We start from the raw sequence: 19,838 nt of genomic DNA, 5'->3' as shown, positions 1-19,838 counted from the left end.
TCACCAACCCATGCTGCCGGGGCCGCCCTTGAATGGGCCGACGATGCCAGGAATGATCCAGCCGCCGTAGAAGCCGCCGGGCTGCGGCGTCACCCGCGCATCGCCGACGAAGCAGGCCTCCATCGGGCCGGCATAGAAGGCGATGTAGCCCGTGATCGCGGTGAAATCCGGCGTCGGGTCGGGATAGGCCCAGGCGGCGCCCTCGGCGCGACGTCCGCCCGCCGCGACCTCGTACAGGACGGCGCGACCCTTCCACTCGCAGATGCCGGCCCGGCGGGCGGGCCCGAGCACTCCGGCCAGCACATCGCCGGGCGGGAAGTAATAGGTCGGCGGATGGCTGGTCTCCAGCACCCGGTAGCCGGCACCGGTGTCGGCGATGGTCCGGCCTGCGAGGACCACCCGCAGGCGCTCGGGGACTGCCTCGAGCCTGGGCGGGCGCGGATAGTCCCAGACGCTCTCCTCGTTCGGGCCGGGCGGGATCGGGGTGGGCCACATGCGATCGGGGACCTTGCCGTGCGAGGTCGGAAGTCCGGACAGATAGGGCAGGGTGTTGCGCCCGCCCCGGTTTCCCGCCTCCTGATTTCCCTCGTCCCGCGTTTTCCCCTGGCGCAGGGCATGCTAGCGCAGGCCCGGATCAGACGAAGGGACATCCCGCGTGACCGACCCGACCGGCTTCGCCCTCTATCTCGACTTCGACGGCACACTGGTGGAGATCGCGCCCAAGCCCGACCAGGTCCGGGTCGACCCGGTCCTCGCCCCGGCCCTGGAGCGGCTGCGCGATCGGCTCGGCGGCGCGCTCGCCATCGTCACGGGCCGGCCCATCGGGGTGATCGACGAATTCCTGACCCCCGCCCGCTTCGACATCGCCGGCCTGCACGGGGTCGAGCGACGGGTCGACGGCGTCGTCTCGGGCGGTTCCGCCGCGGATCACCCGGAGCTGCGAGCCCAGGTGCCGGCGCTTCACGCGGCCGTGGCCAACCTCGAGCACGTGCTGATCGAGGACAAGGGCGCCTCCGTCGCGGTGCATTGGCGGCTCGCCACGCCGAGCGACGCTGCCGCGGCCGAAGCGGCCGTGAAGGCCGCGGCCGATGCCCTCGGATCCGCCTATCGTCTGCAGCTCGGCAAGGCTGTCGGCGAGATCGTCCCCGCCTCCGCCACCAAGGGGCACGCCATCCGGGCGCTCGCCGAGAACCCGCCCTATGCCGGCCGCCGGGCGATCTTCCTCGGCGACGACCTCACGGACGAGAAGGCCTTCGCGGTGGTCAACGCGGATGGCGGCGTGAGCGTCCGCATCGGCGGGGCCGAGACGATCGCCGCCCGTCGCCTCATCGATCCCGAGGACGTGCGCCGCCTGCTCTACGCCTGGGCCGACGGGGCGGAGATCGACCCCGACGCCCTGCCGGCCGCCTGAGACGACCTCCTCGACCGATCCCCTCCACCCCCGTTCTCTCCCGGGCCCCAGACGGAAGCGGCGCACATGTTCGAATTTCCCGTCCTCGTCGGCGACATCGGCGGCACCAACGCCCGCTTCGCCCTGGTTCCCGAGGCGGGGGCGAAACCGGTTCTCCTCTCCCACGAGGAGACGGCCGGCCACCCCGACCCGAGTGCTGCGATCCGTGCGTCGCTGGCCAAGGGGACCGGCACGGCCCCGCGCTCGGCCATCCTGGCGGTAGCGGCCCGGGTCGACGGGCCGGCGGTCCAGCTGACCAATGCCCATTGGGTGATCGAGGGCGCCCGGATCGGACAGGATTTCGGCCTGTCGCGCTCGGTGGTCGTCAACGACTACGTGCCGGTGGCGGCGGGTGCCGCCGGGATCAGCCCCTCCGAGCTGACGCCCATCGGCCCCGACCGGGAGGAGGGAAGGGCCGGGGACCAGGGGGCACGCCTCGTCCTCGGGCCCGGCACCGGATTCGGTGCGGCGGCCCTGCTGCCGGTGGGACAGCGCCTGGTCATCGTCTCCACGGAGAGCGGCCACGTGGATTTCGGGCCGAGCTCGCCGGCCGAGCTTGCCCTCTGGCCGCATCTGGAGCGGGTGGAAGGCCGCGTCACCGTCGAGACCCTGCTCTCCGGGCCCGGCCTGACCCGGCTCCATGCCGGCCTGCACCGGTTGCGGACCGGCACGGACGGACCGCGGCTCGACCCCGCCGCGATCACAGAGGCCGGGCTGGCCGGTGCCGATCCGGACGCGGCGGCGGCCCTCAACCTGTTCGCCAAGCTCCTGGGCCGCGTCTGCGGCGACCTGGCGCTCACCTTCCTGGCCACCGGCGGCGTCTATATCGGCGGCGGTATCGCGCCCCGGATCGTCGAGGTCCTCCGGCGCGGCGCCTTCCGCGCGGCCTTCGAGAACAAGCCGCCCTTCGTCGCGCAGATGCAGGCGATCCCGACCAGCGTCATCGCGGTGCACGATCCGGCATTGACGGGGCTCGCGGCCCTGGCGAGTCAGCCCGACCGTTTCGACTATCACGGCCAGGTCTGGCAGGCGTCCTGACCGATCGCGCCGCCGTGCGCGCCGGCCGGGCATTGGCGGCCTTGGCCGGCGGCGTCGCCACCCTGGTCGGCCTCCTCGTCCTCGCCGCGCTGCTGACGGCGCGGCCGGGCGACCCCGACCTCTATCCGGCGCCGGATGCGGAGGGCACCGTGATCGCGCTGGTGTCGCACGGCTGGCATTCCGGCCTCGTGCTGCCGCGGGCCGTTCTGACCGGGGCGGGAAGCGGGCCAGCCCTCGCCAGCATCGCCACGCGGTTTCGCGCCTATCCGGAGATCGAGTTCGGCTGGGGGGAGGCGCGATTCTACCGGGCGACCCCGACCCTGGCCCAGTTCGATCTCGCCCTCGCCCTCGCGGCCCTGTTCACGCCGGGCGGCCGGGACGGGATCGTCCAGGTGGTCGGCCTGGAGCGGCCGGCCCGCGACAGCTTCCCGGCTTCCGACCTCGTTCCGCTCCGGGTCTCGAAGCAGGGTCTCGCGCGCTTCCTCGCGCGCCTGGAGGCGAGCTTCCGCCTCGTGGACGGGCAGCCGGTGGCCGGCGGCCCGGGCCTCTACGGACCGAGCCTGTTCTACGACGGAGCGGGACGCTTCTCCTACACCAATGTCTGCAATCATTGGGCGGCGCGCCTGCTGAACGCCGCCGGTCTGCCCGTCACCCCGGTCCTCGACACCCACCCGGCGGGGCTGCTCCTCGACCTGCGCTGGCGGGCCGGCCTCGTGCCTCTATCGCCGCCGACCGCGAACCTGTCCAAACCGTAATCTTCACGCCACGCCCGGGTCAGGCGCCGCGCCCTACAAACCGGATCACGGCCTGCCGATGGCGGCCCCCCGATCCGGAGACCCCTATGACCGCTCAGCCCAATCGCCTGCGCCGCAACGCCCTCGCCTCGGTCGCCGTGGCCGCCCTCGTGGCGACCGGTGCCGCCGGTGTCGGCCTGACCCAGCCGGCTACCCCGGCCTACGCCCAGTCCCTCTCCAAAAACCCCATCGAGACCCCCGACCACCCGCCGGGCTCCTTCGCCAGCGTCGTTGACAAGGTGAAGCCCGGTGTCGTCGCCGTGAAGGTGAAGCTCGACGACAGCGCCGATTCCGACGACGAGGACGGCCCCGGCCAGAACCAGCAGGTTCCGCCGCAGCTGCGCGAGTTCTTTAAGCGCTTCGGTCAGGGCGGACCGGGCCAGGGTGGTCCGGGCCAAGGCTTCGGCATGCCCAAGCGCCAGGGCCAGCGCGGCGCCATGGGTTCCGGCTTCATCATCTCCGCCGACGGCTACGTGGTCACCAACAACCACGTGGTCGACAAGGCCAAGTCCGTGCAGGTGACCCTCGACGACAACCGTACCCTCGACGCCAAGGTGATCGGCAAGGACCCCAAGACCGACCTCGCGCTCCTCAAGATCACCGAGGGCGGCACCTTCCCCTACGTCTCGCTCAGCAAGTCGGCGCCCCGCGTCGGTGACTGGGTCGTGGCCATCGGCAACCCGTTCGGCCTGGGCGGCACGGTGACGGCGGGCATCGTCTCGGCCCGCGGCCGCGACATCGGCGCCGGCCCCTATGACGACTTCCTGCAGATCGATGCACCGATCAACAAGGGCAATTCCGGCGGCCCGACCTTCAACGTCGGCGGCGAGGTGGTGGGTGTGAACACCGCCATCGCGTCGCCCTCCGGCGGCAGCGTGGGCCTGGCCTTCGCCATCCCGGCCGAGACCGTGCAGGCGGTGGTCGACCAGCTCCGAGCCGACGGCAAGGTGGCGCGCGGCTACCTCGGCGTGCAGGTCCAGCCGGTGACGAAGGACATCGCCGACGGCCTCGGGCTCGACAAGGCCAAGGGCGCTCTGGTGGACCATGCCGAGGTGGGCACGCCAGCGGCGAAGGCGGGCCTGAAGTCCGGCGACGTGATCGAGTCGGTCAACGGCACGCCGATCAACGACGCCAAGGAGCTGTCCCGCAAGATCGCCGGCATCAAGCCGGGGGCCAAGGTCGAACTCACCTACCTCAGGGGCGGCAAGTCCGACACCGCGTCCGTGGAGCTCGGCGTCCTGCCCAACGACACCAAGGTGGCGAGCACCGACCGCGGCTCCTCGGCCAATGGGCAGCCGCGCCTGGGTCTCAGCCTCGCTCCGGCCTCCGAGGTCGGCGCCGGCTCCGAGGGTGTGGCGGTGATGGAGGTCGATCCCGACGGCCCGGCCGCGGCCAAGGGCATCGAGCAGGGCGACATCATCCTGGATGTCGCCGGCTCCAGCGTCTCGCAGCCTTCGGAGGTCGCCGAGCGCGTCCGCTCCGCAGAGTCGAGCGGCCGCAAGGCGGTGCTGATGCGGGTCAAGAGCGCCAAGGGCGTCACCCGCTTCGTCGCGGTCGCCCTGAACAAGGCTGGCTGATCCGGGGCGGGCGCCTCACCGCTCGGCTGCTTCCGGCAGACCGCCGAAGCGCCGGTCCTCTCCCGAGGGCCGGCGCTTTCGCGTCTGCGACGGACGATCCCTCGATTCTTCGAGCGGCAGCCATTCCCAACCGGGGCAGGCGCGGCGAACGTGCAGGGCCGCACCGCCTGGCATGCCACGCAACCCTGAGACCCCGAGCCCCGCGCCCGCGCGGGGTGACGCGGGCGGCGCGAGGCGTCATGGTGCGCGCGCTTAGACCGCTCGCAGACGCCTATCCGGACCTGACCCAGCATGACGACGATCGCCGACCGCAGCACGGCTGAACTCGCGGACCTGCACGCGCAGGCCCGGAGCGCCTACGACGCCTTCAAGGCCCGGAGCCTCAAGCTCGACATGACCCGCGGCAAGCCCGCGCCCGAGCAGCTCGACCTGTCCACCGGCATGCTCGCCCTGCCGGGCAACGGCGACTACACCACCGCGGCCGGCGAGGATGCGCGCAATTACGGCGGCCAGCAGGGCCTGCCCGAGTTGCGGGCGCTGTTCTCCCACCTCATCGATGCACCGGCCGACCAGATCGTGGTCGGCGGCAATTCCAGCCTGGCACTGATGCACGACACCATCGTGTGGGCGCTCCTGAAGGGCGTCCCGGGCTCCGAGCGGCCGTGGTCGCAGGGTGAGACGCCGGTCTTCCTCTGCCCGGTCCCGGGCTACGACCGCCACTTCGCCCTCTGCGAGGAGTTCGGCATCCGCATGATCCCGGTGCCGATGACGGGGCAGGGTCCGGACATGGACCTGGTCGAGGAGCTGGTCGCCGACCCCGCCGTGAAGGGCATGTGGTGCGTGCCGAAATACGCCAACCCGTCGGGCGAGATCTTCTCCGACGAGACGGTGCGGCGCCTCGCCACCATGAAGACCGGCGCCCCCGACTTCCGCCTGTTCTGGGACAACGCCTACGCGGTGCACCACCTCACCACCGATCGCCACCCGGTGCGCGACATCCTGGCGGGATGCGCCGAGGCCGGCCATCCGAACCGGCCGTTCCTCTACGCCTCGACCTCGAAGATCACGCTGGCGGGAGCCGGTCTCGCGGTCTTTGCGGGTTCGCCCGAGAACACCCGTTGGTTCCTGGCCCGTGCCGCCAAGCAGACCATCGGTCCCGACAAGCTGAACCAGCTCCGCCACGTGCGTTTCCTGCGCGACGGCGCCGGTCTCCAGGCCCACATGGACGCTCACCGCGCCCTCATCGCGCCGAAATTCGCGGCCGTGCAGGAGGCCCTTGAGCGCCACCTCGCCGGCACCGGCGCCGCGCGCTGGACGCGGCCCGAAGGCGGCTACTTCATCACCGTCGAGGCTCGCGAGGGCACCGCCACCGAGGTGGTGAGGCTCGCCAAGGAGGCCGGGATCGCCCTGACCCCGGCCGGTGCGACTTCGCCCTATGGCCGTGATCCCAAGGACAGCGTCCTGCGCCTCGCGCCGACCTTCCCCAGCCTCGGCGACGTGACGAAAGCGGCCGAGGGCATCGCCCTCTGCATCCTTCTTGCATCTCTTGAGGCCGAGCACCGGGCTCGCGCCCGCACGGCGGCCTGACACTCTGTCGCAATCCGGAAACCTCAGCGCCGGATGATGCGGCGTTCATCCGGGAGGCAACGCGATGGTGACCCCGAGGACGGTGGCCGCGGCGACGTTTTTTCAGTGTTCCGGCGCACGGGTCCTGCTCGGCCTGGCCCTCGGCATCCTCATGGCCGAGGCGGACCCGGCCCAGGCGCGTACCACCTGGGCATCCGGCACCTTCGTCTATGCCGACCTCTGCACCCTGCCGGAGAGCGGCGCACGAACCGGCCAGCGCATCACCCTGCGGCGCTCACCCAATGGCGACGGGTTGACCTACGAGGGGGCCGAGCATCCCGGCCCCCGCGCGGCCGCCGAAGTCACTCTCGACGATGCCACCAAAGCGATCAGCTTCGCAGTGGAGACCGAGGCCGGCCCGCTCCATTTCCAGGGCGTCGCCGGTGCCGATGCGCTCACCGGCACCTTCGAGGACGAGGCCGGCTCGCATCCGGTGCACCTGCCGCGAGTCCTGCGCTCCCATGCCCACGAGGCCTGCCCAGGTGAAGCCACGGGTTCGATCGTCCAGCGGCGGTAGGTGGTGGGCGGTCGACGCCCCCTGCGCTAGATCGAGCCGATGATGCTTTCCCTCCGGCTCGCCGCGATCACGATTCCCCTGGCTTTCGGGGCGGCGACGCCGGCGGCGGCCGATGCCTGCGATGCCCTGACGGCGCGGATGATCCGCGCCACCGGCGCGTCGCTCGCCGGGCGCGAGGGGTCCCGTGCCGTGTTTCGTGCGGCCGATGCCGAGCGGATGAGCCTCGACTGCCGGGTCCGCCGGATGGCCTTCTCCGCCCTGGAGCGCGAGCCGCCCCGTCGCTACTATGCGCTGATCGGCCTCGCCGCGGAAGCGCTCACCGGGGCGAAACCCGAAGCGGTCGAGGCCCTCGCCCTCGCCCTGCACCAGGATGCCCTCGTCACGGGACAGCCGCAGCAGGGCATCGCCGGGCGGGCAGCGCTCCGCTGCGAGACGGCCCCCGACGCCGATCCGTTCGCGTCGCCGCGCACGCGCTGCGTGCTGGTCCCGAGCGCCCGGGTCGGGCTTCGCCGCCGCGCCGGCCTTCCCGCGGGAGCCCGGGCGGGCTAGACCGACCCCATGTCCGAGACCTCTCCTTCCGCCGCCCCCATCGTCACCGCTGGTGCGGCCGCCTTCGCGAATCACCTGCCCTTCGCACTTATTGCCGGCCCATGTCAGCTCGAGAGCCGCGACCACGCGATCGAGATCGCGGACGCCTTGAAGGCGATGACGGACCGGCTCGGGATCGGCCTCGTGTTCAAGGCCTCGTTCGACAAGGCGAATCGGACCTCGGGCACCACCGCGCGCGGCCTCGGCCTCGCCGGGGCGCTGCCGATCTTTTCGGAGATCAAGGCGCGCTTCGGTCTGCCCGTCCTCACCGACGTGCACGAGGCATCGCAATGCGTCCCGGCGGCCGAGGTGATCGACGTGCTCCAGATCCCGGCCTTTCTCTGCCGGCAGACCGACCTGCTGCTCGCGGCGGCCGCCACAGGACGGGTGGTGAACGTCAAGAAGGGCCAGTTCCTGGCGCCCTGGGACATGGCTCACGTGGCCGCCAAGGTCACCGGGGCGGGCAACCCGAACGTGCTGGTGACCGAGCGCGGTGCCTCGTTCGGCTACAACACCCTCGTCTCCGACATGCGCAGCCTGCCGATCATGGCGCAGGTCACGCACGGCGCACCGGTGGTGTTCGATGCGACCCACTCCGTGCAGCAGCCGGGCGGACAGGGTGCCACCTCGGGCGGGCAGCGGGAATTCGTCGCCGTGCTCGCCCGCGCCGCCGTGGCGGTGGGGGTCGCGGGTCTGTTCATCGAGACCCATCCCGATCCGGACCACGCCCCCTCCGACGGACCCAACATGGTGCCGCTGAAGCAGATGCCAGCGTTGCTCGCCGAATTGCAGGCCTTCGATCGGCTCGCAAAGGCGCGCACCGCCCCTTAGGCACCACCAGCCCTCGCGACTTCGGGCATTGCGGGGATTCCGGCCCTGACACGGCAAGTTGAGGGAGGGCCGTGGCGCACGCGATCGGCCCGGAATGATTCACCAAGACCGATGATGCGGGCCGTGCATCTTCCGCTCCGGAAGACCCGAGGGAACGATCACGTCAGCTTGACGTTGGCATATCCAATACGTTCTCGAACACCGAAGGATAACCATGCGCAAGCTCGCCCTCGTTTCTGCCCTGACCCTTTCGCTCGGCGGCCTCGCGGCCGCGACCTCGGCCGAAGCCGGCCCGCGCGGCCACGGTTACGGACATGGCGGCTACGGCCACGGCCATGCCTATGGCGGTCGTGGCTACGGCCGCGGTTACGCCTATGGTGGCCGTCGCCGCGGGATCGGAACCGGCGCTGCCGTCGGCCTTGGCATCGCGGGCCTCGCGGCCGGTGCGATCGCTGCCGGTGCCGCCCGTGACGCCTATTACCGTGATGGCTACGCCCGTCCCGCCTACGGCTACGGCGCACCGGCCTACGGCTACGGTTACTGAGTTCTCGGGTTCTGCCCGATCGGCGAGGGCAGTCGGCGCAAGCCGGCTGCCCTTTTCCGTGGGTGCCGTCGGCCCCTCTCAGCTTGTAAAATTCCCGCCAAGGTTGCATCAGGGCGCATGCCGTGAATCTCCGACAGGCGGACCACGATGCCCTTTCTCCTCGCGGTCGCCGGCTTGATCATCACGGGACTGACCGGCTGGATCCGCTATGGGAACGGCTTGGCTCATCTCGACCATGCCCTGAACGACTTGCGCAGGGACCGCCGCCGCAGGGCAGGCGACGTCCAGCAGTGCTTGGCGCCGCTGCGATCGATGCGAAACCCGGCGGATGCCGCCGGAGTGTTGATGATGCTGGTCGCTCGCCAGCGCGGTTTGGCGACGCCGGAGCAGGAGCATGAGATCCTGTCCCGGATGCGTTCAGTGACAGCAGCGTCGGAGGAGGACCTCGCGACGCGCATGGCTGTGATCCGCCATGCGGCGGACCAGACCCGCGAACCGCAACTCGCGATCAGGGCCGTGGCCCCGCTGCTGCATGACCGGCTCACGCCCTCCGAGGTCGAAGACCTCGTCGACATGCTTCGGGCCGTCGCGTCCGTCCATGGCGGTCCGACAGCGGCACAGAACTAGCTCGTCGAGCAGGTTCGGCGGGCCATCCTGGAGGACAGGTAGGTCGATTTAGGCGACCGGTGTTCTTCAACGCGCCCGGTAGGGCGGCACGCCGGGATCAGGCAGCCAGACGGATTTCGGCGGCTCGCCGGTCTGCCAGAATACATCGATGGGAATCCCGCCGCGCGGATACCAGAATCCCCCGATCCGCAGGTAGCGGGGCCCCAGGAGTTCGGTCAGGCGCAGGCCGATGCCGACCGTGCAATCCTCGTGGAAGGCCCCGTGATTGCGGAAGGCGGTGAGGTAGAGCTTCAGCGACTTCGATTCGACGAGCCACTGGTCCGGTACGTAGTCGATCACCAGGATCGCGAAGTCCGGCTGGCCGGTGACCGGACAGAGGGACGTAAACTCCGGCACGGTGAAGCGGGCGAGATAGTCGGTACCCGGATGTGGGTTCGGCACCCGGTCAAGGCGGGCCTCCTCGGGCGAGGCGGGCAGGGGGCTCATCTGCCCGAGTTGCAGGCCCTCGGGCCCTGAATGCTGGGTCATGAACGAAACTTTCGGGGCCGACGGCGGGAATTCGGTCATCGGCGTCGGGACGAGAAAACGATCAATTCACCACCCAAGTGATGTCCATGAGTGGCAGGCGCCGAATCCGCGTGCCATATGGGGACCATGAGCGACGAAAACACGGCTACCTACCCCTACACCCTGGAGATCCAGCCGCCCAAGGCCCCGGGCTCCCCCTACCAATGGGCGATCCGCCGGAAAGGGAAGCTGATCCAGCGGTCGGATCGCAATCACCCGACGGAGGCCAAGGCCCGCGAGAACGGGATGGCGCAGATCGAACTGCTCCTGTCGGGCGCGGGCGACCGCTAGAACGACCGGCCTTCAAGGGTCCGATCGCGGGATTCGAGCCTTCCGGCACGTGCAGGCTGCGCAGAGCGCTTGCCGGAGGCCAAGCGTTGACGGATAAGCCTCGGCGGAATCACCCTGTCCCGGATGCGGCCATTCGGCTCATCGGGGGCGGATCCGGCCCCGCCGTAGGGGCCTCGACACGCCGTAACGTCCGAGAAGGCGCCTGCATGACCGCGATCACCAACATCGCCGCCCGTGAGATCCTCGACAGCCGGGGCAACCCGACCATCGAAGTCGACGTGCTGCTCGAGGACGGTTCCTTCGGCCGCGCGGCCGTGCCGTCGGGCGCCTCCACCGGCGCGCACGAGGCGATGGAGCTGCGCGACGGCGACAAGGGCCGGTATGGCGGCAAGGGCGTGCGCAAGGCGGTCAACGCCGTGCAGTCCGACATCCTCGACGCCATCGGCGGCATGGATGCCGAGGACCAGATCGCCATCGACGAGGCGATGATCGAACTCGACGGCACCCCGAACAAGAGCCGCCTCGGCGCCAACGCGATTCTCGGCGTCTCGCTCGCGGTCGCGAAGGCGGCGGCCGAGACCGCCGGTCTGCCCCTCTACCGCTACATCGGCGGCACGCAGGGTCGGGTGCTTCCCGTCCCGATGATGAACATCATCAACGGCGGCGCGCATGCCGACAACCCGATCGACTTCCAGGAATTCATGATCATGCCGGTGGGCGCGTCCTCGCTCGCCGAGGCCGTGCGCATGGGCGCAGAGGTGTTCCACACCCTGAAGGGCGCCCTCAAGAAGGCCGGCCACAACACCAACGTGGGTGACGAGGGCGGCTTCGCCCCGAACCTGCCGTCGGCCGAGGCCGCCCTCGACTTCGTGATGCAATCCATCCAGGCCGCCGGCTTCAAGCCCGGCACCGACATGGTCCTGGCCCTCGACTGCGCCGCCACCGAGTTCTTCAAGGACGGCGCCTACCACTACGAGGGGGAGGGCCAGACCCGCGATATCGAGGCGCAGGTCGCCTACCTCGCCGGCTTGGTCGACGCCTACCCGATCCTGTCGATCGAGGACGGCATGTCCGAGGACGACTGGGAGGGCTGGAAGCTGCTCACCGATCGGGTCGGCGATCGCTGCCAGCTCGTCGGCGACGACCTGTTCGTCACCAACGTGACGCGCCTGTCACGCGGCATCGCCGAGCAGACCGGCAACTCCATCCTGGTGAAGGTCAACCAGATCGGCTCCCTCACCGAGACGCTGGCCGCCGTCGATATGGCCCAGCGCGCGGGCTACACCGCCGTCATGTCCCACCGCTCCGGCGAGACCGAGGATTCGACCATCGCCGATCTCGCGGTCGCGACGAATTGCGGACAGATCAAGACCGGCTCGCTGGCCCGCTCCGACCGGTTGGCCAAGTACAACCAGCTCATCCGCATCGAGGAGGGCCTCGGCTCCCAGGCCCTCTATGCCGGCCGCAACGCCCTCAAGGCGCTCGCCCGCCGCTGAAGCCAGCGCCCGAGTGGATCCGACACGGCCGCGAAGCGATTCGCGGCCGTGTCGCGTCGTGGGCAGCGCCCTATGTCCCTGGGATGCCCGCCTCCCAGACCGCGCCCCCTTCGCTGATCGTCTATTACGACGGGGCTTGTCCCCTCTGTGCCGCGGAGATCCGGGTGTACCGGCGCTCCGCGGGAGCCGAGCGGGTCGCCTGGGTCGATGTCGGCGCCGAGGGTCCGGCTCAGCTCGGGCCGGACCTCGCCCGCGGTGCCGCGCGGGCGCGATTCCACGTCCGACGCCCCGATGGCACGCTGGTCTCGGGCGCCGCCGGCTTCGCCGCGCTCTGGGCCGTGCTGCCCCGCTGGCGCATCCTCGCCCGCCTCGCCCGCCTGCCGGGCGTGCTCGGCCTGGGCGAGGTCGCCTACCGCCTCTTCCTGCCGTTGCGGCCCCGGATCGCCCGGCTCGTTCGGGGCGGTGGACCAAGCTGCGACAAGGCTTGCGGATAGGGCGCCCGCGGGCGCAGGAGCGGGGAAGGGGCTCACTCCTTCGAGGCGGCGCATGCTTAATCCCATCCAGGCCTTCTGGCTTCGGCCGCGCCTCCTCGCCAGTGTCGGGCTCACCTTGGTGCTCGCCCTGGTCCTGCCCTTCGCCGACCTGTCGGTCCGGCTCCTCATCGGCTGGTGCCTCGGCGTCCTCGTCTATTGCGGGCTCATCGTCGGCAAGGCGGCGCGTCAGTCGCAGGATTCCCTGCGGGCCGAGGCCTCGCGCCTCGACGACAGCGCCTTCGCGGTCTCGCTCTTCGCGATCCTGGCGGCAGCGGCGAGCTTCGGTGCGGTGGCCATGCTCGTCCTCGGCGGCAACGGGAGCGAGGCCTATCGCCTGAGCCATCTCGCCCTCGCCGCCGCGACCATGATCTGCGCCTGGCTCTTCGTGCAGGTCGTGTTCACGGTGCACTACGCGCACCTCTACTACGGCGAAGACGACGACACGTCCCGCGGGGGGCTCGACTTCAACGGCGACGAGAACCCGGATTTCTGGGACTTCTTCTACTTCTCCGTCACCATCGGGGCGACGTCCCAGACCTCGGACACCGACATCACCAGCAAGGCGATGCGCCGGGTCGCGACGGTGCAGACGATCTACGCCTACGTCTTCAACACCAGCGTCCTGGCCTTGGCGATCAACATGGCGGCAGGCGTCGCGCAGCATTGAGCGCGCCGGCGACCGCCGGCCTTCAGGGCGCGGCCTCCAGAGCCTCCCGGGCATCCGCATGATCCTCCGCCGTGGCTTCCGGTGCCTCCTGCAGGTGCGGGGCCTTCTCGCTGCGGTACAGGCTGATGAGAATCGGAAAGTGGTCGGACTGGATATGGCCGAGACGTTCGATTCGGCCGAGCAGGAAGTCGTCGCTGAAGAAGATATGATCGAGGGGCCAGCGCAGCAGCGGCCACTTCGCGTTGAAGGTCGGGTAGAGGCCGCGCCCGATGCGCGGGTCGAGGAGCCCGCTGATCCGCTGGAAGAGATCGTTGGTCTTGGACCAGGCAACGTCGTTGAGATCCCCCGCCACCACCGCCGGGCGCCCCTCCGCCTTCACCTCGCGCGCCACCAGGACGAGTTCGGCGTCGCGCGCGGCGCTGCTCTGGCCCGGATGGGGCGGGCGCGGATGGACGCCGAAGAAGGTGAAGGTCTCGCCCGAGCGCAGGGTCACGCCGGTTCGGACCGAGGGAACGTCGTCCTCCAGGAGGAAGCGCACCTGCGGGTCGATGAGGGGGAGCTTCGAGTAGAACATCAGCCCGTAGGTGTTGCCCTGAGGCTGGGCCAGCACGTGGGGATAGCGCGTCCGCAGGGGTTCGAGCGCCTGCGCCCAGGCCGCATCGGTCTCGACGAGCAGCAACAGGTCGGGATCCTGCGCGGCGACGAGATCGAGGATCGGCGCGTAGGCGCGGTTGGACTCGAGCACGTTGGCGATCATGATCGACACGCCGGCCTCGGAGCGGCGCGCGCCGGTCTCCGCCGCCACCGCCTGCGGCGAGACCAGCCGCGTGAACGGGTAGATGCAGGCCACCTGGTAGGCTAGGGCTGCGACGAGGCTCACGGCCAGCGTCAGCCCCGCAGCATCGCGGGCGACGAGCAGCAGGCCCAGGACGACCGGCACGATCAGGGCCGCAATCTGCAGTCGCGGGAAATCGAAGGTGCGGATGAAGCCGGAATTGCTGGGAATGAACGGCAGCAGCGTCGCCGCCACGAGGAGCATCCCGAAGGCCTTCAGGCCGAGTGCCATCCACGTCCCCGCCACACGTCACCTCCGGTGCCATCGCTGGCGCGCCGTGGCCAAGCGTTGCGGAACGCCTCAGGGCCGGAATGGTGCCCGCGCGGCCCGCCGGGAGGCCAGTCATCGGGAAGCCAGTCATCGGGAAGCCAGTCATCGGGAAGCCAGTCATCGGGAAGCCAGTCATGGAGCCTGACGCGGGGGAGGCCGCCGCAGCGCGCGCGCGGGTCGACGCGCTCCTCGCCCGCTTCGAAGGCGGGAGTCTCACCGGCTTTCCCGGCGGCGAATCCCGCGACCTCGGCGGACTGCCCCTGGGACGCGATGCCCTCGCGGCCCGGCTCGGCGAGAGCCCGGACCCACCGGCCTGGTGGGACCCGAAGCAGGCCGGCCTCGCCCTGGCCGGGGTGGACCTCACCGATGCGCACCTGGAGAACACGGACCTCACCGGGGCCAACCTCGCGGGTGCCGCCCTCGGCGGCGTCCTCGGACGCTCCGCGCTCTTTGCCGGTGCCACGGTGGAGGAAGCGAACTTCGCCGGGGCCGATCTCAGCGGCGCCCGCTTCACCGGCATCGCCGGGGGCGAGGCCAACTTCGACGACGCGATGCTGGAGGATGCGCATTTCGGCGGCGCCGCCATGCGCTTCGCCAAGCTCCGCCGCACGCTCCTCGACGGAGCCAACTTCGACGGAGCCGACCTCTGGGGCGCCGACTTCACCGGCGCGGATGCCGACTACACGCATTTCCGCGGTGCCCGCCTGGACGAGGTCAAGCTCGTGGGCGTCAACCTCACCTACGCGGATTTCGAGGGCGCGAGCCTCAAGAAGACGCAGCTCAGCGGCTCGCGCCTGCGGGGCGCCAACTTCACCGGAGTCAAGCTCGACGGGGCTGACCTATCGGGAGCGGATCTCTCCGAGACCAGCCTGGTCCGGCTCAACCTCTCCACCTGCGACCTGCGCCACGCACGCTTCGCCGGGGCCTGGCTCAACGGCACCCGGATGCGGGTGGATCAGCTCGGCGGCGCGGTGGGCGAAGAGGTCGCCCGGGACTACGTGGCGGCCCAGGCGAGCTACCTCGCCCTGGAGCAGAACTTCAAGAGCATCGGCAGCCAGGATGCGGCGAGCTGGGCCTACAAGCGCGGACGCCGGATGGGGCGGTTCCACGCGGGCGCGCAGGCGCGGGCGGCGTGGGAGCGGCGTGCGGGTCCGGACTTGGCTCGGCACGGCTATCAATGGGTCGCCGATCGCTTCGTGGAATGGCTCTGCGACTACGGCGAGAGCCTGTCGCGCATCGCCCGCGCTTTCGTCATCCTCATCTTCGTGTTCGCGGGCCTCTACGGCCTCACCGGCGGCCTCATCCCCGAAGGAAGCGACGGCCGGGCGACCTACAACCCCCTCGATCTCGTGAGCTACAGCGCCCTCAACATGATGACGGCGAACCCGCCCGAGATCGGCGTCAAGCCGGTGGGCCGCGTCACCAACCTTCTGGTGGGCATCGAGGGGGCGGCCGGCATCATCCTGATGGGCCTCTTCGGCTTCGTCCTCGGCAACCGCCTCCGGCGCTGAGGAGCCCGCTCCACCGCCATGATTTCGCTCGCCGCGCGCCTCGCCGGCCTCTACGAGGGTTCGACCGACCGGGCCCACCGCTTCCGCTACGGCCTCCTCGTCTTCGACGCGGCCACGGTGGTCTGGGTCGTGGCGACCTCGTTCCTGCCGCGCCAGGCCTGGATCGAGGGGATCGACGTCGCCCTGGGCCTCGTCGTACTCCTCGACTTCCTGGCCCGTCTCGCCATCAGCCGGGACCGGGTGCGGGAGTTCCGACATCTCTCGACCTGGGCCGATATCGCCGCGGTGGTCTCGTTCCTCGCGCCGGTGGTGGGGGAGGGCGTCGGCTTCCTGCGCATCCTGCGGACCCTGCGCCTGCTGCGGACCTACCAGCTCCTCGACCGGATGCGCGCGGACAGCGCCTTCTTCCGCGCCAATGAGGACGCGATCCTGGCGGGCACCAATCTGGCGGTCTTCGTCTTCGTGATGACCGGGATCGTCTACGCCACCCAGCACGGCAGCAACCCGGCGATCGGCAACGCCGTCGACGCGCTCTACTTAACCGTGACCTCCCTGACGACCACCGGCTACGGCGACATCACGCTGCCGGGAACCTCGGGGCGCCTTGTCTCGGTCGCGGTGATGATTTTCGGGGTCACACTTTTCCTGCGCCTCGCCCAGGTGTTGTTCCGCCCGCCCAAGGTGCGCTTCGCCTGTCCGGCCTGCGGCCTCCAGCGCCACGAGACCGATGCGGTCCATTGCAAGGCCTGCGGGACGCGCCTCGCCATCCCCGACGAGGGCGGCGATTGAGTACTCTTGAACGGAGTGCCGCCGGCACGCGGTGCGGCGAGACGCGGGATGAACGGAAGCGAAGCCGGCGCGTTTGCGAGCGTCGGGACCGTGGTCCTGCCACTGCGACGGTCCTACCGCTACGACGCCTGCTCCCGCGCTCCCGGCTTCCTGCGCTCCCGACGCAGGGAGACCGCACGCGGGACGCCGTCGCCGCGCTCGGCCGGTTTTTCCTCTCGCCCGACAGGGCGCCAACCCCGTGAATCGTATCACATGACCAGCGCCTTCCCGAAGCGTCCCGAGCGTGGTTGGCGCAAGCCGCGCCTTCTCGCGGGCATACCGAGCTCGCCCCTCGCCCTGTTGCTGATCGGCATCGCGGTGGCAGCCGGGGTGGGAAACTACCTTGCCAGCGAGGCGAGCCGCATCGACGGCGCGCGTCAGCACGCGATCCTCAGCGAGAGTGAGCGCCTGCTCTCGAACATGGTCGAGCTCGAGACCGGGATGCGCGGCTACGTGCTGTTCGGCGAGGAGCCCTACCTGGAGCCCTACCAAGCGGCACAGAACACCATCGATGGGCAGCTCGACGCCATCGAGGCCCTGTCGACGGAGACCGATGCGCAGGGCCCCGAGCACATGCGTGACCTGCGCCGGTTCGTCGAGGCCAAGCGAAGCTACGCCGCGCACGTCATCGACCTACGCCGCACCCAGGGCTACGACGCCGCCGTCTCGCTGGCCCGGATGGGCGAGGGCAAGCGCACCATGGACGGCGTGCGGGCGGCCGCCAAGGCCGTGCAGAACCATGCCAACGCCGTCCTCGCCACGGGCGAGGAGCGCGACCGCGTGCTCTCCCTGGTGCTGTTACTGGTGTCGATCGCCTCGGCACTCGGCGCCGTCGGGCTCCTCGGGCGCCTCGCCCTGGTGCGCCGGCGCGACGAGCAGCGCACGGCGGCCCTCCTCGACGGGGTCTTCGCCAACGCTCCCGTCGGCCTCGGCTTCCTCGACCGCGACCTGACGATCCAGCACATGAACCGGGCGCTCGCCACCATGAACGAGCGCGGCTTCGGGGCCGATCTCGGCGCGCCGATCTGGGCGAACGTGCCGATGCTCCAGGAACAGCTGATCCCGAAGCTCAAGGCGGCCCGCGACGAGGGCCTCGTGACCACCAACGTCGACGTGGCGGTGCCCACGCCGAGCGCCCCGCGCGGCGTGCGCCACTTCCAGATGAGCTTCTACCCTCTGCGCGGCCGCACCGGCTCCGCACGTTCCGACGGCGTCCAGGCCGACGGCGTCGGGCTCGTCGTCTCCGACGAGACTCTGCGCAAGCTCTCCGAGGAGCGCATGCGCCACAGCGAGGAGCGTTTCCGTTCCCTGACCGAAGCGACCACCGCCATCGTCTGGACGACCAATCCCGAGGGCGGCTTCGAGGTGACGCCGTCCGAGTGGACACGCTTCACCGGCCAGACGCCCCAGGAGGCCGCCGGAGCCGGATGGCTCGGTTCGATCCATCCCGACGATCGCGAGCGCACCGGCGCGGCCTGGCAACAGGCGCTGGAGACCCTCTCGCCCTACGAGATCGAGCACCGCGTCCGCCGCCAGGACGGGGTCTGGCGGATCATGTCGGCCCGCGCGGTCCCGATCCTGGAGGAGAACGGCAGCATCCGCGAATGGGTCGGCACGCATTCCGACGTGACGGCCCGCAAGGAGGCGGAGCTCGCCCTGGAAGCCGCCAAGGAGGCCGCCGAGGAGGCCAACCGGGCCAAGAGCCAGTTCCTGGCCAATATGAGCCACGAGCTGCGCACCCCGCTCTCGGCGGTGATCGGCTATTCCGAGATGCTGCAGGAGGAGATCGAAGACCTCGGCGAGGAAGGGCTCCTCGCCGACATGCGCAAGATCGAGGCGAATGCCCGCCACCTGCTCGGCCTCATCAACGACGTCCTCGACCTCTCGAAGATCGAGGCCGAGCGCATGGAGATCTATGCCGAGACCTTCCCGGTGGCCGAGACCGTGCGCGACGTCGCCGCCACCGTGGAATCCCTGGTCGACAAGAAGGGCAACAGCCTCGCCCTGGAGATGGCGGACGACCTCGGCGAGGCGCAGACCGATCAGACCAAGCTGCGCCAGTGCCTGATCAATCTCTTGAGCAACGCCGCGAAGTTCACCGAGGCCGGTCGCATCACCCTGTCGGTCGCCCGCGCCCCGCGCGCGGGAGCCGACTGGCTCGTCTTCCGTGTGACCGACACCGGCATCGGCATGAATCCCGAGCAACAGGCCAAGCTGTTCCAGCGCTTCACCCAGGCCGACGCCTCCACCACCCGCCGGTTCGGTGGCACCGGCCTCGGCCTCGCCATCACCCGCGCCTTCGCCGAGATGCTGGGCGGCCGGATCGAGGTGGAGAGCGAGGAGGGGGCCGGCACCACCTTCACCCTGGCGGTCCCCGCGACCTATGTGCCGCCGAATCCGGTCGAGACGGCCCACCAGGACCTCGACGTCCTGCACCGGACCGGCGAGGCGCGGGCGATCCCCGGGGGCCATGTCCTGATCATCGACGACGACGCGGCGACGCGCGATCTCCTCGCGCGCTTCCTGGAGCGCGACGGCTTCACCGTGGCCACCGCGCGCGACGGGCGCGAAGGCGTCGAGCGGGCGCGCGAGCTCCGGCCCCGGGTCATCCTCCTCGACGTGACGATGCCACGGATGGACGGCTGGTCGGTGCTGCGCACCCTGCGGGCCGATCCCGAGCTCGGCGCAACCCCGATCATCATGGTGACGGTGCTCGACGAGCAGAACCTCGCCTTCTCCCTCGGGGCCACCGACTACCTGCAGAAGCCGATCGAGTGGGGTCAGCTCAAGTCGGCCATGGAGCGGTTCAAGCCCTCCGAGCACAAGGGTCCGGTGCTGATCATCGACGACGACCCGGATGCTCGCGAGCGCCTCTCCGCGATGCTGACCCGCGAGGGCTGGCGCGTGGCCGCGGCCGAGAACGGCGTGGCCGGCCTGGAGGCGACCGCGGCCAAGAAGCCCTGCCTCATCCTTCTCGACCTGATGATGCCGGAGATGGACGGCTTCGGCTTCCTGCGAGCCCTGCGCGAGCGGGCGGAGTGGCGCGACATTCCCGTCGTGGTGCTGACCGCCAAGGACATCACCGCCGACGACCGCCGGCGGCTCGCGGGACGCGCCGACCGGGTGCTGCAGAAGGGCGGCCTGAGCCTCACCGACCTGGCCGAATCCCTGCGGCCCTTGGTGGCGCCCGGAGCCTGACGGCACCCCGAGCGCACCTGCCGGGTGCGCTTGCCGCCCTTGGCAGGGCG

20 protein-coding genes are annotated in these 19,838 nt (G+C 70.5%); 17 read left to right on the top strand and 3 right to left on the bottom strand.

The window, feature by feature from the left end; genetic code table 11:
- Entirely contained in the window at positions 1 to 495 is a 495-nt protein-coding gene (locus ASF49_RS06115; RefSeq protein WP_056469380.1) for a DUF427 domain-containing protein, read from the bottom strand.
- Between the two features lie 160 nt (positions 496 to 655).
- Between ASF49_RS06115 and otsB the strand changes: the two genes are divergently transcribed.
- The 10 genes from otsB (at position 656) to ASF49_RS06065 (ending at position 9,592) form a co-directional block, all read left to right on the top strand.
- Positions 656 to 1,411, top strand: coding sequence for a trehalose-phosphatase (gene otsB / locus ASF49_RS06110; RefSeq protein ID WP_056469376.1), 756 nt, complete (start codon positions 656 to 658; stop codon positions 1,409 to 1,411).
- Between the two features lie 66 nt (positions 1,412 to 1,477).
- On the top strand, positions 1,478 to 2,488 hold the full coding sequence (locus ASF49_RS06105) for a glucokinase (RefSeq protein WP_056469373.1): 1,011 nt from the start codon (positions 1,478 to 1,480) through the stop codon (positions 2,486 to 2,488).
- A gap of 14 nt (positions 2,489 to 2,502) precedes the next feature.
- Positions 2,503 to 3,243, top strand: a complete 741-nt coding sequence (locus tag ASF49_RS06100; protein WP_056469370.1) for a DUF2459 domain-containing protein — start codon at positions 2,503 to 2,505, stop codon at positions 3,241 to 3,243.
- Between the two features lie 86 nt (positions 3,244 to 3,329).
- A complete protein-coding gene (locus ASF49_RS06095; RefSeq protein ID WP_056469367.1) occupies positions 3,330 to 4,859 on the top strand; it encodes a Do family serine endopeptidase in 1,530 nt (509 codons plus the stop codon).
- Positions 4,860 to 5,150: 291 nt separating this feature from the next.
- Complete coding sequence (locus ASF49_RS06090; protein ID WP_056469363.1) at positions 5,151 to 6,446, top strand: aminotransferase class I/II-fold pyridoxal phosphate-dependent enzyme; 1,296 nt, start codon at positions 5,151 to 5,153, stop codon at positions 6,444 to 6,446.
- Positions 6,447 to 6,510: 64 nt separating this feature from the next.
- A complete protein-coding gene (locus tag ASF49_RS06085) occupies positions 6,511 to 7,002 on the top strand; it encodes a hypothetical protein (protein WP_156652881.1) in 492 nt (163 codons plus the stop codon).
- Positions 7,003 to 7,041: 39 nt separating this feature from the next.
- On the top strand, positions 7,042 to 7,551 hold the full coding sequence (locus ASF49_RS06080) for a hypothetical protein (protein WP_056469359.1): 510 nt from the start codon (positions 7,042 to 7,044) through the stop codon (positions 7,549 to 7,551).
- A 9-nt stretch (positions 7,552 to 7,560) separates the two neighbouring features.
- Complete coding sequence (gene kdsA, locus ASF49_RS06075; protein WP_056469354.1) at positions 7,561 to 8,421, top strand: 3-deoxy-8-phosphooctulonate synthase; 861 nt, start codon at positions 7,561 to 7,563, stop codon at positions 8,419 to 8,421.
- A gap of 214 nt (positions 8,422 to 8,635) precedes the next feature.
- The gene (locus ASF49_RS06070; RefSeq protein ID WP_056469351.1) at positions 8,636 to 8,965 is read left to right on the top strand and encodes a hypothetical protein; all 330 of its coding nucleotides are present in this window, start codon (positions 8,636 to 8,638) and stop codon (positions 8,963 to 8,965) included.
- Positions 8,966 to 9,112: 147 nt separating this feature from the next.
- Positions 9,113 to 9,592 carry a hypothetical protein gene (locus tag ASF49_RS06065; RefSeq protein WP_056469347.1) on the top strand — a complete coding sequence of 160 codons (480 nt, stop codon included), beginning with the start codon at positions 9,113 to 9,115 and terminating at the stop codon, positions 9,590 to 9,592.
- 66 nt (positions 9,593 to 9,658) lie between these two features.
- Here the strand turns inward: ASF49_RS06065 and queF are convergent, their stop codons facing one another.
- Positions 9,659 to 10,120, bottom strand: a complete 462-nt coding sequence (gene queF, locus ASF49_RS06060; RefSeq protein ID WP_056469342.1) for a preQ(1) synthase — start codon at positions 10,118 to 10,120, stop codon at positions 9,659 to 9,661.
- 126 nt (positions 10,121 to 10,246) lie between these two features.
- Between queF and ASF49_RS06055 the strand changes: the two genes are divergently transcribed.
- The 4 genes from ASF49_RS06055 to ASF49_RS06040 all read left to right on the top strand — a co-directional run bounded on the left by ASF49_RS06055 (position 10,247) and on the right by ASF49_RS06040 (position 13,146).
- A complete protein-coding gene (locus ASF49_RS06055; protein WP_056183260.1) occupies positions 10,247 to 10,450 on the top strand; it encodes a hypothetical protein in 204 nt (67 codons plus the stop codon).
- A 206-nt stretch (positions 10,451 to 10,656) separates the two neighbouring features.
- Entirely contained in the window at positions 10,657 to 11,946 is a 1,290-nt protein-coding gene (gene eno / locus ASF49_RS06050) for a phosphopyruvate hydratase (protein WP_055951092.1), read from the top strand.
- An 83-nt stretch (positions 11,947 to 12,029) separates the two neighbouring features.
- The gene (locus ASF49_RS06045; RefSeq protein WP_056469338.1) at positions 12,030 to 12,440 is read left to right on the top strand and encodes a thiol-disulfide oxidoreductase DCC family protein; all 411 of its coding nucleotides are present in this window, start codon (positions 12,030 to 12,032) and stop codon (positions 12,438 to 12,440) included.
- 52 nt (positions 12,441 to 12,492) lie between these two features.
- The gene (locus ASF49_RS06040) at positions 12,493 to 13,146 is read left to right on the top strand and encodes a DUF1345 domain-containing protein (RefSeq protein WP_056469335.1); all 654 of its coding nucleotides are present in this window, start codon (positions 12,493 to 12,495) and stop codon (positions 13,144 to 13,146) included.
- Between the two features lie 22 nt (positions 13,147 to 13,168).
- Here the strand turns inward: ASF49_RS06040 and ASF49_RS06035 are convergent, their stop codons facing one another.
- Positions 13,169 to 14,212 carry an endonuclease/exonuclease/phosphatase family protein gene (locus ASF49_RS06035; RefSeq protein ID WP_056469332.1) on the bottom strand — a complete coding sequence of 348 codons (1,044 nt, stop codon included), beginning with the start codon at positions 14,210 to 14,212 and terminating at the stop codon, positions 13,169 to 13,171.
- Positions 14,213 to 14,385: 173 nt separating this feature from the next.
- On the opposite strand from ASF49_RS06035, the gene ASF49_RS06030 reads away from it, so the two are divergent.
- The 3 genes from ASF49_RS06030 (at position 14,386) to ASF49_RS06020 (ending at position 19,788) form a co-directional block, all read left to right on the top strand.
- A complete protein-coding gene (locus tag ASF49_RS06030) occupies positions 14,386 to 15,762 on the top strand; it encodes a pentapeptide repeat-containing protein (RefSeq protein ID WP_056469329.1) in 1,377 nt (458 codons plus the stop codon).
- Between the two features lie 18 nt (positions 15,763 to 15,780).
- Complete coding sequence (locus ASF49_RS06025; RefSeq protein WP_056469326.1) at positions 15,781 to 16,551, top strand: potassium channel family protein; 771 nt, start codon at positions 15,781 to 15,783, stop codon at positions 16,549 to 16,551.
- Between the two features lie 252 nt (positions 16,552 to 16,803).
- Complete coding sequence (locus ASF49_RS06020) at positions 16,804 to 19,788, top strand: response regulator (RefSeq protein WP_056469323.1); 2,985 nt, start codon at positions 16,804 to 16,806, stop codon at positions 19,786 to 19,788.
- Positions 19,789 to 19,838: the final 50 nt, after the last annotated feature.

Source organism: Methylobacterium sp. Leaf104, assembly GCF_001422885.1.
Lineage (GTDB): Bacteria > Pseudomonadota > Alphaproteobacteria > Rhizobiales > Beijerinckiaceae > Methylobacterium.
The sequence above is the reverse complement of the archived record's forward strand: the minus strand, read 5'-3'. Positions and strand labels throughout refer to the sequence as shown.

What these genes read in the sequence shown, in the direction of transcription:
- ASF49_RS06115 (WP_056469380.1), bottom strand. Translation starts at nt 495, where the DNA reads ATGTGGCCCACCCCGATCCCGCCCGGCCCGAACGAGGAGAGCGTCTGG.
- ASF49_RS06105 (WP_056469373.1), top strand. Translation starts at nt 1,478, where the DNA reads ATGTTCGAATTTCCCGTCCTCGTCGGCGACATCGGCGGCACCAACGCC.
- ASF49_RS06095 (WP_056469367.1), top strand. Translation starts at nt 3,330, where the DNA reads ATGACCGCTCAGCCCAATCGCCTGCGCCGCAACGCCCTCGCCTCGGTC.
- ASF49_RS06090 (WP_056469363.1), top strand. Translation starts at nt 5,151, where the DNA reads ATGACGACGATCGCCGACCGCAGCACGGCTGAACTCGCGGACCTGCAC.
- ASF49_RS06085 (WP_156652881.1), top strand. Translation starts at nt 6,511, where the DNA reads ATGGTGACCCCGAGGACGGTGGCCGCGGCGACGTTTTTTCAGTGTTCC.
- ASF49_RS06080 (WP_056469359.1), top strand. Translation starts at nt 7,042, where the DNA reads ATGATGCTTTCCCTCCGGCTCGCCGCGATCACGATTCCCCTGGCTTTC.
- kdsA (WP_056469354.1), top strand. Translation starts at nt 7,561, where the DNA reads ATGTCCGAGACCTCTCCTTCCGCCGCCCCCATCGTCACCGCTGGTGCG.
- ASF49_RS06070 (WP_056469351.1), top strand. Translation starts at nt 8,636, where the DNA reads ATGCGCAAGCTCGCCCTCGTTTCTGCCCTGACCCTTTCGCTCGGCGGC.
- ASF49_RS06065 (WP_056469347.1), top strand. Translation starts at nt 9,113, where the DNA reads ATGCCCTTTCTCCTCGCGGTCGCCGGCTTGATCATCACGGGACTGACC.
- queF (WP_056469342.1), bottom strand. Translation starts at nt 10,120, where the DNA reads ATGACCCAGCATTCAGGGCCCGAGGGCCTGCAACTCGGGCAGATGAGC.
- ASF49_RS06055 (WP_056183260.1), top strand. Translation starts at nt 10,247, where the DNA reads ATGAGCGACGAAAACACGGCTACCTACCCCTACACCCTGGAGATCCAG.
- eno (WP_055951092.1), top strand. Translation starts at nt 10,657, where the DNA reads ATGACCGCGATCACCAACATCGCCGCCCGTGAGATCCTCGACAGCCGG.
- ASF49_RS06045 (WP_056469338.1), top strand. Translation starts at nt 12,030, where the DNA reads ATGCCCGCCTCCCAGACCGCGCCCCCTTCGCTGATCGTCTATTACGAC.
- ASF49_RS06040 (WP_056469335.1), top strand. Translation starts at nt 12,493, where the DNA reads ATGCTTAATCCCATCCAGGCCTTCTGGCTTCGGCCGCGCCTCCTCGCC.
- ASF49_RS06035 (WP_056469332.1), bottom strand. Translation starts at nt 14,212, where the DNA reads ATGGCACTCGGCCTGAAGGCCTTCGGGATGCTCCTCGTGGCGGCGACG.
- ASF49_RS06030 (WP_056469329.1), top strand. Translation starts at nt 14,386, where the DNA reads ATGGAGCCTGACGCGGGGGAGGCCGCCGCAGCGCGCGCGCGGGTCGAC.
- ASF49_RS06025 (WP_056469326.1), top strand. Translation starts at nt 15,781, where the DNA reads ATGATTTCGCTCGCCGCGCGCCTCGCCGGCCTCTACGAGGGTTCGACC.
- ASF49_RS06020 (WP_056469323.1), top strand. Translation starts at nt 16,804, where the DNA reads ATGACCAGCGCCTTCCCGAAGCGTCCCGAGCGTGGTTGGCGCAAGCCG.